The organism is Pseudomonas trivialis, from assembly GCF_001439805.1.
Lineage (GTDB): Bacteria > Pseudomonadota > Gammaproteobacteria > Pseudomonadales > Pseudomonadaceae > Aquipseudomonas > Aquipseudomonas trivialis.
Map to the genome: position 1 here is coordinate 58190 of NZ_JYLK01000001.1, position 16395 is coordinate 74584.

19 protein-coding genes are annotated in these 16395 nt (G+C 61.9%); 8 read left to right on the forward strand and 11 right to left on the reverse strand.

The features are described from left to right. Positions 1-8: 8 nt before the first annotated feature. The 4 genes from TU79_RS00260 to prlC all read right to left on the reverse strand — a co-directional run bounded on the left by TU79_RS00260 (position 9) and on the right by prlC (position 5101). Positions 9-1793: a GMC family oxidoreductase gene (locus tag TU79_RS00260; protein WP_057006197.1), complete on the reverse strand. Its 1785-nt coding sequence runs from the start codon at positions 1791-1793 to the stop codon at positions 9-11. A gap of 2 nt (positions 1794-1795) precedes the next feature. Next, positions 1796-2548 (reverse strand): gluconate 2-dehydrogenase subunit 3 family protein, encoded by a 753-nt coding sequence (locus tag TU79_RS00265; protein ID WP_057006198.1) that lies wholly within the window; start codon positions 2546-2548, stop codon positions 1796-1798. Between the two features lie 238 nt (positions 2549-2786). Then, positions 2787-3053 (reverse strand): YheV family putative zinc ribbon protein, encoded by a 267-nt coding sequence (locus TU79_RS00270; protein WP_057006199.1) that lies wholly within the window; start codon positions 3051-3053, stop codon positions 2787-2789. Further along, complete coding sequence (gene prlC, locus TU79_RS00275; protein WP_057006200.1) at positions 3050-5101, reverse strand: oligopeptidase A; 2052 nt, start codon at positions 5099-5101, stop codon at positions 3050-3052. The genes TU79_RS00270 and prlC overlap by 4 nt, the downstream gene beginning before the upstream one ends. Before the next feature lie 102 nt (positions 5102-5203). Between prlC and TU79_RS00280 the strand changes: the two genes are divergently transcribed. After that, positions 5204-5746 (forward strand): gamma carbonic anhydrase family protein, encoded by a 543-nt coding sequence (locus TU79_RS00280; protein WP_057006201.1) that lies wholly within the window; start codon positions 5204-5206, stop codon positions 5744-5746. Next, positions 5743-6402: an HAD family hydrolase gene (locus tag TU79_RS00285; protein ID WP_057006202.1), complete on the forward strand. Its 660-nt coding sequence runs from the start codon at positions 5743-5745 to the stop codon at positions 6400-6402. The genes TU79_RS00280 and TU79_RS00285 overlap by 4 nt, the downstream gene beginning before the upstream one ends. A 5-nt stretch (positions 6403-6407) precedes the next feature. On the opposite strand, the gene TU79_RS00290 is transcribed toward TU79_RS00285, so the two are convergent. Next, positions 6408-7532, reverse strand: coding sequence for an aminopeptidase (locus TU79_RS00290; protein WP_057006203.1), 1125 nt, complete (start codon positions 7530-7532; stop codon positions 6408-6410). Between the two features lie 109 nt (positions 7533-7641). Here TU79_RS00290 and TU79_RS00295 point away from each other — a divergent pair, with 109 nt between their 5' ends. After that, a complete protein-coding gene (locus TU79_RS00295) occupies positions 7642-8064 on the forward strand; it encodes a PA0061/PA0062 family lipoprotein (RefSeq protein WP_057006204.1) in 423 nt (140 codons plus the stop codon). Here the strand turns inward: TU79_RS00295 and TU79_RS00300 are convergent, their stop codons facing one another. After that, positions 8065-8304, reverse strand: a complete 240-nt coding sequence (locus TU79_RS00300; protein WP_057006205.1) for a DUF1161 domain-containing protein — start codon at positions 8302-8304, stop codon at positions 8065-8067. A 158-nt stretch (positions 8305-8462) separates the two neighbouring features. Further along, on the reverse strand, positions 8463-8894 hold the full coding sequence (locus tag TU79_RS00305; protein ID WP_057006206.1) for an OsmC family protein: 432 nt from the start codon (positions 8892-8894) through the stop codon (positions 8463-8465). Positions 8895-9111: 217 nt separating this feature from the next. Between TU79_RS00305 and TU79_RS00310 the strand changes: the two genes are divergently transcribed. After that, positions 9112-10113, forward strand: a complete 1002-nt coding sequence (locus TU79_RS00310; RefSeq protein WP_057006207.1) for an LLM class flavin-dependent oxidoreductase — start codon at positions 9112-9114, stop codon at positions 10111-10113. 59 nt (positions 10114-10172) lie between these two features. Here TU79_RS00310 and TU79_RS00315 read toward each other — a convergent pair whose 3' ends face one another. Both TU79_RS00315 and TU79_RS00320 read right to left on the reverse strand, forming a co-directional pair. Continuing rightward, positions 10173-10397 (reverse strand): DUF1161 domain-containing protein, encoded by a 225-nt coding sequence (locus TU79_RS00315; protein ID WP_057006208.1) that lies wholly within the window; start codon positions 10395-10397, stop codon positions 10173-10175. A 115-nt stretch (positions 10398-10512) separates the two neighbouring features. Further along, positions 10513-10725 carry a dodecin gene (locus tag TU79_RS00320; RefSeq protein WP_003233668.1) on the reverse strand — a complete coding sequence of 71 codons (213 nt, stop codon included), beginning with the start codon at positions 10723-10725 and terminating at the stop codon, positions 10513-10515. A gap of 157 nt (positions 10726-10882) precedes the next feature. Here TU79_RS00320 and TU79_RS00325 point away from each other — a divergent pair, with 157 nt between their 5' ends. After that, positions 10883-11209, forward strand: a complete 327-nt coding sequence (locus TU79_RS00325; protein ID WP_034101663.1) for an ElaB/YgaM/YqjD family protein — start codon at positions 10883-10885, stop codon at positions 11207-11209. Here TU79_RS00325 and TU79_RS00330 read toward each other — a convergent pair. Next, positions 11206-12105, reverse strand: a complete 900-nt coding sequence (locus tag TU79_RS00330; protein WP_057006209.1) for a LysR family transcriptional regulator — start codon at positions 12103-12105, stop codon at positions 11206-11208. The two genes, TU79_RS00325 and TU79_RS00330, sit on opposite strands and share 4 nt — an antisense overlap. A gap of 110 nt (positions 12106-12215) precedes the next feature. On the opposite strand from TU79_RS00330, the gene trpB reads away from it, so the two are divergent. The 3 genes from trpB to TU79_RS00345 all read left to right on the forward strand — a co-directional run bounded on the left by trpB (position 12216) and on the right by TU79_RS00345 (position 14817). After that, positions 12216-13442 carry a tryptophan synthase subunit beta gene (gene trpB / locus TU79_RS00335; protein WP_057006210.1) on the forward strand — a complete coding sequence of 409 codons (1227 nt, stop codon included), beginning with the start codon at positions 12216-12218 and terminating at the stop codon, positions 13440-13442. Further along, the gene (gene trpA, locus TU79_RS00340) at positions 13442-14251 is read left to right on the forward strand and encodes a tryptophan synthase subunit alpha (RefSeq protein WP_057006211.1); all 810 of its coding nucleotides are present in this window, start codon (positions 13442-13444) and stop codon (positions 14249-14251) included. The genes trpB and trpA overlap by 1 nt, the downstream gene beginning before the upstream one ends. A 134-nt stretch (positions 14252-14385) precedes the next feature. After that, positions 14386-14817, forward strand: a complete 432-nt coding sequence (locus TU79_RS00345; protein ID WP_057006212.1) for an anti-virulence regulator CigR family protein — start codon at positions 14386-14388, stop codon at positions 14815-14817. Positions 14818-15069: 252 nt separating this feature from the next. Here TU79_RS00345 and TU79_RS00350 read toward each other — a convergent pair whose 3' ends face one another. Further along, entirely contained in the window at positions 15070-16374 is a 1305-nt protein-coding gene (locus tag TU79_RS00350; protein ID WP_057006213.1) for an MFS transporter, read from the reverse strand. Positions 16375-16395: the final 21 nt, after the last annotated feature.

The window sequence follows — 16395 nt, forward strand, 5'->3', positions numbered from 1 at the left end:
ATCGCTCCTTATGCCTGAACCAGCGGGCCGGGGTTTTTCAGGTACTGCTCGCGGATCGCCCGGGCCGACCAGTAGGTCAACGCCGCCACCAGGCCGGTAGGGTTGTAGCCCAGACCTTGTGGGAAAGCGGAAGCGCCGGGGACAAACACATTGTGTACATCCCAGCTCTGCAGATAGCGGTTCAACGCGCTGGTCTTCGGGTCGGTGCCCATGATCGCGCCGCCGTTGAGGTGGGTGGTCTGGTAGGACGCCGTATTGAAATGCTCGCCGACTTTCTTGCCGAGCAGGGCAATCGACTTGGGGTTCATCGCTTCGGCGACCTTGCTCATTTTCTCGACCATGAAGCGGTTCATCTTGATGTCGTTTTCCTGCCAGTCGAACGTCATCCGCAGTAAGGGCAGGCCGTAGGCATCGCGGTATACCGGGTCCAGATCGAGGTAGTTGCCCCGGTAGGATTGATGGGCGCCGTGAGCATCCATCGACACCTGATGGGTGTAGTAATCGGCGGTAGCGCGCTTCCACGCACTGCCCCACGCCGGAGTGCCGGGTGGGTTGGAGGTGCCGGCAATCGGCCGGCTGCCCGCCTGGTTGACCCACATCGGCGAGCCGCCGACAAAACCATGGGGCCCATGGTCGAAGTTGTCCGCGTTGAAATCATCGATGGCCACGCCGTTGCCACCCGCACCGATAAAGTTATTGGTGTGGGTGTCCTTGTCGAAAAACGCCTTGATGGTGGCCATGTTCTGGTAGGCGAAGTTGCGGCCCACCACGCCCTCGTTAGTGATCGGGTCGTAGGGCTTGCCGATGCCCGACAGCAGCATCAGCCGCACGTTGTGGAACTGGAAGGCACCGAGGATCACCAGGTCCGCCGGCTGCTCGCATTCGCGGCCCTGGGCGTCGATGTAGGTCACGCCGGTGGCTTTGCTTTTGGTGCTGTCGAGATTGACCTTGAGCACGTGGGAATTGGGGCGCAACTCAAAGTTGGGCACCTGGCGCAACGCCGGCAGGATGTTCACGTTCGGCGATGCCTTGGAATACATGTAGCAGACATAGCCGCTGCAGAATCCGCAGAAATTGCAAGGCCCCATCTGCGCGCCATAGGGGTTGGTGTAAGGCCCCGAGGTATTGGCCGACGGCAGGTTGTAGGGCTTGTAACCGACCTCGGCAGCCGCTTTCTGAAACAGCTGTGCGGAGACGGTGTTTTTCTGCGATTGCAACGGGAACGGATTGGAGCGATCCGGCGCATACGGGTTGCCGCCGCGCCCTTCGCCCACCAACTGACCGTTGACGGTCCAGGCCTGGCCGGAGGTGCCGAAGACTTTCTCCGCGTAATCGAAAAACGGCTCCAGCTCTTCGTAGCTGACGCCGAAATCCTGAATGGTCATGTCCTTGGGAATGAAGTGTTTGCCGTAACGCTCTTCGTAATGGCTGCGCATGCGCAACTCGATGGGGTCGACGCGAAAATGCACGCCCGACCAGTGCAGGCCCGCACCGCCGACGCCGTTGCCTGGCAGGAAGGCGCCAAGCTGGCGGTTGGGCAGGGCGACGTCATTCACGCTGTGGCGAATGGTCACCGTCTCCTTGGAAATGTCCTGGAAGAGTTTTTTACGCACGCTGTAGGTCAGTTCGTCGATGACCTGGGGATAGTTGCCGTCCGGGTAAGTGTCCTGCATCGGGCCGCGCTCCAGCGCTACCACGTTCAGGCCCGCTTCCGTCAGCTCCTTGGCCATGATTGCACCGGTCCAGCCGAAGCCGACGATCACTGCATCGACTTTCTTCATAATGGTCGCCACGTTTATGCCCTCTCGCCGCGCATGGAAACAGCAGGGAAGGGGTATTGCTCGTTGCGTTCCACCCAATCCATGAAGTCGGCGCGGGCGCCGGGGAAGCCGATCATGGTCCAGCCGACCATGCCTTTGTTGCCGCCGTGGATCGGGTCGCAGAAGAACCCTTCCTTGGTGTTTTGCAGCAGCAGGTTGAAGAACATCTTTGGCGGCACCGCCTCAAAATGCGCAGACACTTCACCGCCGCCTGCTTCGAGGCGCCGGAGCATATCGTCTCGGGTAGCGCTGTCTTGCGCGGCAAAAGCTTTACCGTTGAACGCCTTCGACCAGGCATCCGTAGCGGCAATGCCCAAGCGATAGATCTCCCGGGGCACCAACTTGCTCTGCCAGCCCATTTCCGGCGCGGCGTCAGCATTGAACGGGCCCTGCATGAACCACAGCGCTCCGCTGGCGTAAGGCGTGTTCATCTGGCGGTCGATGTATTCCGGCGCACCGGCTTCCAAAGCACCTGGCCCCTGCGCATCGGCGGGAATCAGGCGCTCGACGGCGGCGTTGATAAACGCCCATTCTTCGGCCGTGAAATAACTCGGTTCGTAGGCCTTTTCGCTGGATGCCGATTTGGCAGACGCGGCCTGCACGGGCTCGGGCGTAGCCATCAGCATCGAGCCGCCAAGGCCGGTACTGGCAACCGTGACCACCGGGATCAAGGTCAAGGATTTGCGCAAAAAATCACGCCGGGGGTTGTCTTGATCTTGATCAGACATGGGTGCACCTCATCATGTGGTCACGGGTTTGGCCGCCGCTTCTGGGGAGCGGCTCGGGCAATCATTGGTTACAAATGATAGCAGGCTAAGCATCCGTAGACCTCGTTAAGCGCCGAACAAAAAAATGGGGGAGGGGGCGTGCTCCCGATAGCGTCGTGTCAGTCAGCCTGTCTTTCAGCTGATCCACCGCCATCGGGGGCAAGCCCCCTCCCACATGTTGAATCGCGTACGAGGGGTTTTAGTCTTTCTTCAACTTGGGATTGGGAAAGAACTGCACCGCCTGCACCTTGGGGTCGGCCGGCGGTTTGAGCGCCGAGGTATTGACCCGCGTGCCCAATTCCCTGGGCACCGACAAGCCCTGTTCATTCAACGTGTCCGTATACCCGCAGGCCACGCATTCGCGGTGCGGCACGTCGTCTTCGGTCCACATTTTCAGCTTGTCCGGCTCGCTGCACGCGGGGCAGACGGCGCCGGCGATGAATTGCTTCTTGGTGATCACCGTCATGCTGCGGCGTCCTCACTCAGGCCGCTGTGGCGCAGCAGCGCATCGATGGTCGGCGCGCGCCCACGGAAGTCGACGAACAGCACCATCGGTGCCTGGGAACCACCGCGCGCCAGGATCGCCTCGCGGAAGGCGCGTCCGGTGTCGGCGTTGAGCACGCCGTCTTCTTCGAATTTGGAGAACGCATCCGCCGACAGCACTTCAGCCCACTTGTAGCTGTAGTAGCCCGCCGCGTAACCGCCGGCGAAGATGTGCGCAAAGCTGTTGGGGAAGCGGTTGTAGGCCGGCGGACGCATCACCGAGACCTCGTCACGCACACCTTCGAGCACCTGCGCGACGCTGCGGCCATCGCCGTGGGTGGCGTGCATTTCGAAGTCGAACAGCGAGAACTCCAGCTGACGCACCATCATCAGGCCGGATTGGAAGTTCTTCGCCGCCAGCATTTTTTCCAGCAGGTCCTGAGGCAGCGGCTCGCCGGTCTCGTAATGACCGGAGATCAGCGCCAGGCCTTCGGGCTCCCAGCACCAGTTCTCCATGAATTGGCTCGGCAACTCCACCGCATCCCAGGCCACGCCGTTGATGCCGGACACGCCGGCATGCTCGACACGGGTCAGCAAGTGGTGCAGGCCATGGCCGAATTCGTGGAACAGGGTGGTGACTTCATCGTGGGTCAGCAGCGCAGGCTTGCCGCTGTCGGCCGGGGTGAAGTTGCACACCAGGTTGGCCACCGGGCTTTGCAGCACGCCGTCGATTGTGCGGCGACGGTCGCGCGCGCCGTCCATCCAGGCGCCGCCACGCTTGTTGGCGCGGGCGTACAGGTCGAAGAAGAAACGCCCGACGTGCTGGCCGTTTTCCTTGATTTCGAACAGGCGCACGTCCGGGTGCCAGGTGTCGAAGCCTTTCTGCTCGGCGATCTCGATGCCATACAGGCGCTGCACAATGGCAAACAGGCCGCTCAGCACCTTGTCGATCGGGAAGTAGGCGCGCAGGGCTTCCTGGGACACGCTGTAGCGCTGCTCGCGCAGTTTTTCGCCGTAGAAACCGCTGTCCCAGCTTTGCAGGTCGGCGCAGCCCTGTTCGGCGGCGTAAGCCTTGAGCTGTTGCAGGTCCTGGGCGGCAAACGGTTTGCTGCGCTTGGCCAGGTCCCGCAGGAAGCTCAGCACCTGGTCGCTGGACTCGGCCATCTTGGTGGCCAGGCTCAGCTCGGCGAACGACGCAAAACCCAACAGCTGGGCCAGTTCCTGACGCAGATCGAGGATCTGTTCCATCACCGGGCCGTTATCATTCTGACCGGCATTCGGGCCCTGGTCCGACGCCCGCGTGCAGTAGGCGGCGTAGACTTCTTCGCGCAGGGCGCGGTCGTGGGCGTAGGTCATTACCGCGTAATAACTGGGGAATTCCAGGGTGATCAACCAGCCGTCAAGGCCTTTGGCCTGGGCAGCGGCGGCCATTTGCGCCTTGGCCGAGTCGGTCAGGCCGGCGAGGGTGGCTTCATCGGTAACGTGTTTGGTCCAGGCCTGGGTAGCGTCCAACAGCTGGTTGGAAAACTTGCTGCCCAGCTCCGAGAGCTTGCTTTGCACTTCGGCGTAGCGCTTCTGCTGTTCAGGCGGCAGGTCGATACCCGACAGGCGGAAATCGCGCAGGGCATGCTCCAGGATGGTTTTTTGTGCCACGTCGAAACCGGCGGCTTCCGGGCTGTTGGCCAGGGCCTCAAACGCCTGGAACAACGCGCGGTTCTGACCCATCTCGGTGGAGTAGGCACTCAACGCCGGCAGGCAGCTTTCGTACGCTTCGCGCAGCTCGGCGCTGTTGCACACGGCGTTCAGGTGGCTGACCGGGCTCCAGGCGGCGCCCAGGCGGTCATTCAATTCGTCCATCGCCAGGACCAGACCGGCCCAGGTAGGGTTTTTACCCTGGCTTTGCAGGATGCCTTCGATGGCAACGCGGTTGTCGGCGAGGATCTGTTCGATGGCCGGTTGCACGTGCTCGGCACGGATCGCTGAGAACGGCGGCAGGTCATAGGACTGCAGAAGCGGGTTGTTCGCGCTCACGGTGGGCACCTTGGCTGAAGAAAACGGATAAGACAAAGATGGGGCCATCTTAATTACAATCAACACCCACCGCAGCTATCAGCACACAAGAGAGAGGCTATCGTGACCCTTCGCACCTATCAGAACCACACGCCAACCCTCGGCGCCGGGGCTTTTGTCGATATTTCGGCGGTGGTGATCGGCGATGTCGAAATCGGCGCCGACAGCTCGGTCTGGCCGCTGACCGTGATTCGCGGCGACATGCACCGCATCCGCATCGGCGCGCGCACCAGCGTGCAGGACGGCTGTGTGCTGCACATCACTCACGCCGGGCCGTTCAACCCGGATGGCTTTCCGTTGCTGATCGGCGACGATGTGACCGTCGCCCACAAAGTCATGCTGCATGGCTGCCGCGTCGGCAACCGGGTGTTGATCGGCATGGGCAGCATCGTGATGGATGGCGCGGTGGTGGAGGATGACGTGATCATCGGCGCCGGCAGCCTGGTGCCGCCGGGCAAGACCCTCGACAGTGGCTTTTTGTACGTGGGCAGCCCGGTCAAGCAGGTCCGCGCGTTGACGGACAAAGAGCGCGCGTTTTTCACCTACAGCGCCGCCAACTACGTGAAGCTCAAGGACCTGCACCTGGCAGAGGGGTTCGACCAGTGAGCCTGCGTTACTCCACCGTGCTGTTCGACCTCGACGGCACCCTCACCGACCCGCGTGAAGGCATCACGCGCTCGATCCAATACGCGCTGGCCAAGCTCGGGATCGACGAGCCGGACCTGACCAAACTTGAACACTTCATCGGCCCGCCGTTGCTGCAGGCGTTCATGCAGTTCTACGGCTTCGACGAAGCCAAGGCCTGGCAGGCGGTAAATGCCTACCGCGAGCGCTTCAAGGTCACCGGGCTGTATGAAAATCGCGTATTTGACGGCGTGATGCCGTTGCTGGAAGCGCTGAACCAGCAGGGGCGCCAGCTTTACGTGGCCACCTCCAAACCGTGGGAATTTGCCCGGGAAATTGCGCGACACTTCGACTTTGCCAGGCACTTCAAGGTGATCTACGGCAGTGAGCTGGACGGCACGCGCACCGACAAGGTCGAGCTGATTGCGCACCTGATGCGCGAAGAACGCCTGGACCCGGCGGCGACCCTGATGATCGGTGATCGCAAACATGACCTGATTGGCGCGCGCCGCAACGGGCTGGATTCGGCGGCGGTGGGGTATGGGTTCGGCAGTTTTGAAGAGCTGAATGCCGAGGCGCCGACCTGGCATTTCGAGACGCTGGATGAGATGCATCAGGGGTTTTTGCAGCGCTTTTGAGACCGCTATCGGGAGCAAGCCCCCTGCCACATTTTGACCTGTGAACACCCGGCCAATGTGGGAGGGGGCTTGCTCCCGATGAGGCCAGCACTGGCAAAACCCTCCAACTGCCTGAGCGCCGCCTTGCGCTGCGCCACCGGCAAACCACCCAGCCTCTCGACCGCCGCATAAAACTTCACCCAGTCCCCACCTTGCTGCCTGAACAACCCGGCAAACGCCGGCACCCATTGGTCATACAGCCCGAACGGCAGCAACCGCGCGTTGTTCAGCGGCTGGTCGATCCAGGCGTCATAGCGCTTGTCACCGGCCCATTGGCTGTCGCGCATCTGCCGATACTGGCTGCGCAAACGCTCGAACTCCGCCGCCTTGGCCTGGCGCATCGCATCGGCGGCCAGGGGCTGTGCGTAGAGCGTTTCCAGGCGCGTGCGGGTGTCGAGGATCAGCCGGATAAACTGGTCGCGCTGCTGCGACGCCGCCTGGCTGAGCGGCGCCAGCCCTCTGGCGGCACGCCATTGGCGGGTGCCTTCCTGCTCGACGAAGGTGGCAAATGACTCGTTGAATTCGGTGTCGTCCTTCACATAGAAGCGCTGGTGCGCCAGTTCATGAAAGATCAACGTGGCCAAACGCTCATCGCCCCAGCTCATCATCGAACTCATGATCGGGTCATTGAACCAGCCCAGGGTGGAATAGGCCTCGACGCCACCGATGGCGACATCCAGGCCCTGTTGCCGCAACAGCGCCGCCTCGCCACGCGCCGCGCCCTGGTTGTAATAGCCGCGATAGGCCACGCACCCGGCGATGGGGAAGCAATGGTTCTGCGGCGACAGGGAAAATTCCTGCGTGGCGAAGACATTCCACACCACATACGGTCGGTGGATGTCGGCGTACAGCCGGTAACTCTGATTGTCCGGCAGGTGCAGGTGCTCGCTGGCAAATGTGCGGGCTTTCTGGGATTGGGCGAGGTGGTCACGCAAGACCTGGGGCCGGGACGGGTCGGCAATCACGGCGGCCACCGGCTCTCGTGCGCGCAGCAATTGCCACTGGCCGTCGGCCAGTTGGCGGTAATAACCGACGCTGGAGCAACCGCCGAGCAACACGAGCAGCACTGCGGGAAATAAACGCCTGACCATGCGGTGGCTGCTCCTGGAAGTGGGGCCGCCAGACTATCGCGCTTGACGGTGATTTTTCCACGCGATGACGTGTTTATACTCACACCTCGTCCCGCGTTGAGTCCCCGCCATGCGCCAGCTTCTGATTCCCGCCGCCGCCCTGTTGCTCAGCGCCTGCGCGTTGACGCCCTTGCCGGCCGTCGACCCGCAGCAGGCCTGGGTCGACTTCACCACGCCCACACCCGGCGCCAAGCTGGTAATGGCGGAGCGTCTGGACGGGGAGAAACTCAATGACGGTCGCTTCTTCCAAATGCCCCCCGGCCCTCACGAGCTGATGGTGCGCTTTGATTTTGAAGTGCCCGCCGGCGGCGGATTGGGCGGCCTGAGCCAGATGATGTACCGCACCTGTTTCATGACGCTGCAGTACGACCACTTTCAGGCGGGCCAGCGCTATGTGCTGGAAGGGCGCTCGCTGGCGTTCACGCCCAACATCCGTTTGTATGACCCGGCGCGACAGCTGCTGGCCGAAGAGCGCAGCGTGAACTGCCTCTGATCAATCGTTATTTTTCTGATAGATGATGCGCTTGGTGCCGTTTTCACACGAACCGACAATCATGGCGCTGTCGTGATTCGTGGCTTCTTCGGCAGTGATGATTTCCAGGGTGTAGGACGGAATCGCCTTGGCCTGGATATTCACTTCGATCTCTTTTCTAAGCTCTTCACAATCTTTTGGTGCGGCCACAGCCGACGTGGCCAACGCACCGCAGATGATTGCCAAGGCAAAACGTTTCATGTGTGTAGCTCCCTGAATGCATGCGCACGGGTGTGCGCCTAGGCTGCATATGGCTATAGGACCACATTTGCGAAACGGGAGTTCTGATTTAACGCACAACGGAACGTGGGGAAAAACTGTGGAAGGGGGCTTGCCCCTCCCACATTGGAACTGCTGCGTCAGTTGACGAGCGTGCCGTCCAGGGTGATGGTGGCGTTCAACAGCTTCGACACCGGGCACCCTTCCTTGGCCTTCTTGCTCAGCTCATCGAATTGCGCCTGGCTGGCGCCCGGGATTTTGGCCTTCAGCACCAGGTGCACCGCAGTAATGGCAAAGCCGCCTTCAACCTGATCCAGGGTCACTTCTGCCTGGGTGTCAATGCTGTCAGCCTTGAGGCCGGCGTCGCCAAGAATCATGGAAAACGCCATGGAGAAACAGCCGGCGTGGGCGGCACCGATCAGCTCTTCAGGGTTGGTGCCCTTGCCGCCTTCGAAACGGGCCTTGAAGCCGTAGGGCGCTTCGCGAAGTACGCCGGTTTCCGTGGAGATGGAACCCAGGCCAGTCTTCAGATCACCTTCCCAATGCGCGGATGCTTTTTTAACGATACTCATAGCGGTCTCCTCGAACGGTGGTTTTACGTAGTCAAGGATTCTGAGGTTAGCCGGCGCGGCAAAGTTCATCTTGTCGGAAAAACCTAGCGAATTAGTAGGAAATTTCCTAGCCTGCTATTGAATCTCGGGTATATGCCCTCATTTCACAGAGCATGCACATGAAGCGGCAGGTTTGGTTCGTCTTGAAAGCCTGCGCCCCTATTGGAGAAGCAGGCTTATGAAATCGCTGTCCGACGTAAAGTTCTCGACCCTGGACCTGGTGCCCGTGCGCGCCGATGGCAGCCCGGCGCAGTCGCTGCGCAATTCGCTGGACCTGGCCCGGCACGTGGAAAAATTCGGCTACAACCGTTTCTGGGTGGCCGAGCACCACAACATGGACGGCATCGCCAGCTCGGCCACCTCGGTATTGCTCGGCTACCTGGCCGGTGGCACCTCGACCATCCGCGTCGGCTCCGGCGGCGTGATGCTGCCCAACCACGCACCGCTGGTGATCGCCGAACAGTTCGGCACCCTCGAAAGCCTCTACCCCGGCCGCATCGACCTGGGCCTGGGCCGCGCGCCCGGCTCCGACCAGATGACCGCCCGTGCCCTGCGCCGTGAGCGCTCCGGCAGTGCGGATGACTTCCCGCAGGACGTGGCCGAACTGATGGCCTACCTCGGCCCACGCACCCCCGATCAGCGCGTGATCGCCGTGCCCGGCACCGGCACCCATGTGCCGGTATGGCTGCTCGGCTCAAGCCTGTTCAGCGCACAACTGGCCGGTGAGCGCGGTTTGCCCTACGCCTTCGCCTCCCATTTCGCACCGCGCCTGATGCACGAGGCGGTGCGCGTCTACCGCAATCACTTCCAGCCTTCAGCCGTGCTGGACAAGCCCTACGTGATGCTCGGCATTCCGCTGGTGGCCGCCGACACCGACGAACAGGCCGAGTACCTGGCCACCTCGATGTACCAGCGCATCCTTGCGTTGATGCGCGGGCAGAGCCTGGTGCAGCGTGCGCCGGTGAACACCATGGACGGCCTGTGGCTGCCCCACGAAAAAGACGCGGTGGGCAGCTTCCTCGGCCTGGCCATGGTCGGCGGCCCGGCGAAAATCCGCGCCAGGCTGGAGGTGCTGATCGATCAGACCGGCGCCGACGAGTTGATCTTCACCAGCGACCTGTACGAGCATGCCGACCGGATTCATTCCTACGAGCTGCTGGCACAAGTGATGAAAGGCTGAACCCCAAGCGTAAAAAAACCGACGCACCTGCGTCGGTTTTTTATGTCTGGAGCACGAGACTAACCGCGCTTGTAGACGATTTCCTTGGTGCCGCCTTCACAGCTGCCAACCACTTGGGCGTCAGCCGCAGAGCCTTTCTCGACGACATCCAGCGAATAATGCTGAACACCTTTAGCGTCAAGCTTCGCCGCGAGTTCGCTTTTCAGCTCATCACAAGGCTTGCCCGCCGCCAGAGCTGTGCCCGCAATGCTCAACAAACCTACTGCCAACAGAAACTTTTTCATCCGTTACTTCCTTGCGCTGATCAAATTGAGCGTGCCGACGCGTGGGGCGTCGGCACCCAATGTGTGTAGCGCAGGTTATGGCAATCGGCCAGCGAGCAAAGTTCAACTCACCCGATTAACTACTGGCAATACGGAATCCCACTTTGAGGGTGACCTGGTAATGGGCGACCTTGCCGTTCTCGATATGTCCACGGGTTTCAGTCACCTCGAACCACTCCAGATGCGTCAGGCTTTTGCTGGCTTCAGCCAATGCGTTGTTGATCGCATCTTCAATGCTGGTGGTGGACGAACCCACCAGTTCGACTTTCTTGTAGGTGTGATTACTCATGGCGTTTCTCCTAAAGGTCGTCAATCAAGACTAGCAGTGAATGTTCTTACTGCTTCAGGCGACCATTCGCAGGAGAAAGTTCAGAATTACTGCACTTTCTGAAACGGGCGCAGTCGGTATCTACACACGCCACTCAATCACTTTCAGGAGAGTTCACATGGCCAACACTTCTTTACGCAAAGCGTCGCTGGAAAGCATGGAAGCCGAGATTTCGAGCCTGCTCAAGTCCCTTGAGAGCCTCAAGGATGATGCGTCCGATGAGTCGCGCAAAACACTGAAGGCCCTGAAAAGCAATGCCGAGAACGCCCTCAAGCACTCTCGCCACCTGATCACCGATGCCTACGAAGAAAGCAAAGTCAAACTGCGCGAAACCGGTGTTGCTACCCGTGACTACGCACAAGAGCACCCATGGACTACCGCCGGTGTTGCGGTAGGTGCACTGGGTCTGCTGGCAGCCTACCTGCTGTGCAAACGCGGTGACTAATACGTGGTCTGCCGTGCCAGCTCAGCTTTGAGCCACTGCGCCAACTGCCCTGCGCGCCCGTCTGCGGCGCGCTTGGGCAGCCACAACGCCAGGTGCGCCGGGGTTTCACTGAAACCCCATGGCGCCACCAGCCGACCCGCACGCAGGTCCTCTGCCACCAGTGGCTGTGGTGCAATTGCCACCCCAAGTCCCGCCACTGCCGCTTCCAGCAAATAATACAAATGTTCAAACCCCTGGCCGAGTTTCAATGTGCCGGGTTCGATGCCGTGTGGCTGCGCCCAGCTGGGCCAGGCTTGCGGGCGCGAAGTGGTGTGCAGGAGCGGTTCGCCACACAAGGCTGACGCCGGGGCCTGGCGCAGCTTTTCGTAACCGGCAAAACGCGGGCTCATGACCGGCCCGATGCGTTCGCTGGCCAGCTCGAACACCTGCATGTCGGCCGGCCATGGCGGCTCGGCAAACACCAGCAGAGCGTCCAGACCCGGACGACGTGGATCGAGATCACCATCACCGGCCGAGAGGTGCAGGCGCAGGTCCGGCAGGTCGGCATTCAAACGGCCCAGACGCGGGATCAGCCAGCGCGCCAGCAAGCTGCCCGAGCAACCCAGCACGAACGGTGCGTCGGCGCTGTGACGGGTCAATTCGTTGCACACATCCCTGAGCCGTTCGAAGGCCTCGGCACTCACATCACGCAGCCGTACGCCTGCATCTGTGAGTTTAAGGCCACGACCCTCCTTGACGAACAGGCTGACGCCCAAGTGTTCTTCGAGCACTTTGAGCTGGCGACTCACCGCACCGTGGGTCACGTGCAGCTGCTCGGCCGCCTGACTGACGCTGTTTAGCCGCGCTGCGGCTTCAAACGCGCGCAGGGCATTGAGCGGTGGGAGGTCTCGGCTCATCTGTGAGTTTTCCTGACAGGTTTCGGCGATCTTATCGGTTTTCAGCCGGGAGCGTGAGGGGTAGAGTGGACCTCATTGCATCTCTCAACCCCTTTTTCCTGGAGCGTCCCATGATTGAGTCCCAGACCGACCTGCGCAACGGCCCAGACCTTAACGGCCTGTTTGGCGGCTTCGGCGGCCGCTACGTTGCAGAAACCCTGATGCCGTTGATCCTCGACCTGGCCCGCGAATACGAAGCGGCCAAGATCGATCCGGCTTTCAATAAGGAACTGGCCTACTTCCAGCGCGACTACGTCGGACGCCCGAGCCCGCTGTACTTCGCCGAACGCCTGACCGAATTCTGCGGCGGCGCCAAGATCTACCTCAAGCGCGAAGAGCTCAACCACACTGGCGCGCACAAGATCAACAACTGCATCGGCCAGATTCTGCTGGCACGGCGCATGGGCAAAAAACGCATCATCGCCGAGACCGGCGCCGGCATGCACGGCGTGGCCACCGCCACCGTGGCTGCGCGCTTTGGCCTGCAATGCGTGATCTACATGGGCACCACCGACATCGAGCGCCAACAGGCCAACGTGTTCCGCATGAAATTGCTGGGCGCTGAAGTCATCCCGGTGGTGGCTGGCACCGGCACGCTGAAGGACGCGATGAACGAAGCCCTGCGCGACTGGGTGACCAACGTCGACGACACCTTCTACCTGATCGGCACCGTGGCCGGCCCGCACCCTTACCCCGCCATGGTGCGTGACTTCCAGGCCGTGATCGGCAAGGAAACCCGCGACCAGATGCAAGCCCAGGAAGGCCGCCTGCCAGACAGCCTGGTGGCGTGCATCGGCGGTGGTTCGAACGCGATGGGCCTGTTCCACCCGTTCCTGGATGACAAGAGCGTGGACATCATCGGCGTCGAAGCGGCCGGCCACGGCATCGAGACCGGCAAGCACGCCGCCAGTCTCAACGGCGGCGTACCGGGTGTGCTGCACGGCAACCGCACCTTCCTGCTGCAGGACGACGATGGCCAGATTATCGACGCCCACTCGATTTCCGCAGGCCTGGATTACCCCGGCATCGGCCCGGAACACGCGTGGTTGCATGACATCGGCCGCGTCCAGTACACCTCGGTGACCGACGACGAAGCCCTCGAAGCGTTCCACAAATGCTGCCGCCTGGAAGGGATTATCCCTGCACTGGAAAGCGCCCATGCCCTCGCCGAAGTGTTCAAGCGCGCACCGAACCTGCCCAAGGATCACCTGATGGTCATCAACCTCTCGGGCCGTGGCGACAAAGACATGCAGACCGTGATGCATCACATGGAACAGTCCAAGCAGGAGAAACACTGATGAGCCGCCTGCAAACCCGCTTTGCGCAGCTGAAAGAACAGAACCGCGCCGCCCTGGTGACCTTCGTCACCGCCGGCGACCCGGGGTATGACGCTTCGCTGGCCATCCTCAAAGGCCTGCCTGCGGCGGGCGCCGATGTGATCGAGCTGGGCATGCCCTTCACCGATCCGATGGCCGACGGCCCGGCGATCCAGCTGGCGAATATCCGTGCGCTGGAAGCCAAACAGAACCTGGCGAAAACCCTGCAGATGGTGCGCGAGTTCCGCAAGGACAATAACGACACCCCGCTGGTGTTGATGGGCTACTTCAACCCGATCCACAAATACGGTGTGCCGACGTTCATCAGCGACGCCAAGGACGCCGGGGTCGATGGCCTGATCGTGGTCGACATGCCGCCCGAGCATAACGCTGAGCTGTGCGACCCGGCCCAGGCTGCCGGCATCGATTTTATCCGCCTGACCACGCCGACCACCGACGATGTGCGTCTGCCTACCGTGCTCAACGGCAGTTCCGGCTTTGTGTACTACGTGTCGGTGGCCGGTGTGACCGGTGCCGGCGCCGCCACCCTGGAACACGTCGAAGAAGCCGTGACCCGCCTGCGCCGCCATACCGACCTGCCGATCAGCATTGGTTTTGGTATCCGCACGCCGGAACAGGCCGCTGCCATCGCCCGCCTGGCGGACGGTGTGGTGGTGGGCTCGGCATTGATCGACCACATCGCCAACGCCAGCAGCCATGAGCACGCCATCGACGGAGTGTTGAGCCACTGCGCGGCGCTGGCCGAAGGCGTGCGGAACGCGCGCAAGTAAGCGTCCCGTCAGCGGTAGGTAAAGTTCCTGATACAGAGGAATCAACCCGCGCGGGCACGGCCTAAACAGCAAGACCCAGGGATTTCGAACCTCGTTCGAAATCCCTTTTTTGTGTGTGCCCTGAGGAATCCCCGATGAAAATGCCCAAATCCGTGATTGCAGGTCTCGGCGTGCTGGTACTCGGCGCCAGCGCCTTGGTGCACGCCGCGCCGCCCGACCCTCGCGGTGAAGGCCCCGGCCGTGACGGCCCGCCGGGCCCCCATGAGCAACGTGGCCCGCAGGACGACCGCCGAGGCGGCCCACCCCGGGATTTCGGCCCGGTGCGCCAGATCATCCACGACAACCACGACCAGTTCGCACGCGGCGCGCCACCGCCACCGGACGTGCGCCTGGAACGCGGCCGACCATTGCCCCCCGGCTACTACGGCGAGCGCCTCGGCCCCCGCGAACTGGAGCGCCTGCCGCGCTACGACGGTTACGAATGGCGCCGCTCCGGCCCGGACGTGGTGTTGATCGCCGTGGGCACCGGCATCGTCTACGAGATCCTTGCCAACGTACTCAACTAAGCAGGCTTTTTGTGGCGAGCGGGCTTGCCCTAATGCTGTTCAGTTAAGTGCAGATTCTCTTTGGCGAGCAGGCTTGTCCTGCGTTGGGCTGCGCAGCAGCCCCAAAACCAGGCGCTTAGCCGTATCAGGTACACCGCGTTTTGCTGGATTGGGGCCGCTTCGCACCCCAACGCGGGGCAAGCCCGCTCGCCACAACACAAAAAAAGCCTGCTAGCCACTGAAGCCCGCCCGCCACCGCTGGCGGGTCAGGGTTTACAACTCGATCCGCTCGACCTTGCCCACCAGCAGCACGTAGGACAACGCGCCAAGCAGCGCCAGCACGGCGATGTAGGTTATTGCCGGCGCAAACGAGTCGCCGCTGGCCAGAAAGCCGATCACGATTGGCGTGGCAATCGCCGACAGGTTGCCGATGAAGTTGAACACTCCGCCCGTCAGCCCCAGCAAACGCGCAGGGGCCAGGGTCGACACCAGCGACCAGGTGATCGACGCCAGGCCATTGCCGAAGAACGCCAGCGCCAGGAACGCAATCACCCACGCCGTCGAGTCCACGTAGTTGGCGCCGATGATCGCGGTGGAAATCAGCAGCCCGCTGATGATCGGCAACTTGCGTGCAAAGCCCACCGACGCTCCCCGGCGGATCAGCCAGTCGGAAAAGATCCCGGAACACAGCACACCGACAAACGCCGCGAGAAAGGGCAGCGAGGCCAGCAGGCCGGACTTGATGAAATCCATGCCACGGTATTTCACCAGGTAAGTGGGGAACCACGTCAGGAAAAACCACAGCGTGGAGTTCAGGCAGAACTGGCCCAGGTAGATGCCCCAGAGTTTGCGCTTGCTCAGCACAATGCCCAAATCGACCCAACTGAAGGGCGCCTTTTTGGTCTGCGCCTGCATGTCCACCAGGCCGCCGCCGTCGCGGATCAGTTGGATTTCCGCCGCGTTGGCGCCGTTGAAATCCTTCGGCTCGCGGTACACCGCGTACCAGATCAGCGCCCACAGGATGCCCACGCCGCCGGTGGCAACAAACACCATGTGCCAGCCGAACCGGTGTTGCAGCCAGGCCAGCAACGGCGTCAGAAACGCCAGCCCGACGAACTGCCCCGAGGTATAAAAGCCAATCGCCGTGGCGCGTTCGCGCTCGGGAAACCAGGTGGTCACCACACGGCTGTTGATCGGATAGGCCGGGGCCTCCAGCGCGCCGACCGCCATGCGCAACACAAACAGCGCGATAAAGCTGGCGGCAAAGCCCAGCATCACTGTGGCAATCGACCACAACAGCAAGGCGGCGGTGTAGAGGATACGCGGCGGCACCCGGTCGACCAGCCAGCCGCCGGGAATCTGCATGGCGGCGTAGGTCCAGCCGAACGCGGAGAAGATCAGCCCGACATGCACCGGGTCGATGCCCAGGTCGCTGGTCAGCGCCGGCGCGGCAATCGACAGGTTGCTACGGTCGAGGTAATTGATCACCACGGTGATGAACAGCAGCAAACCGATGAAGTAACGCTTTTTGCTGGGCGTGACGAGAGAGGCCTGTCCGGTGAGGGATTCAGGTTGCATGAGGAGTGCCTCTTTTTATGT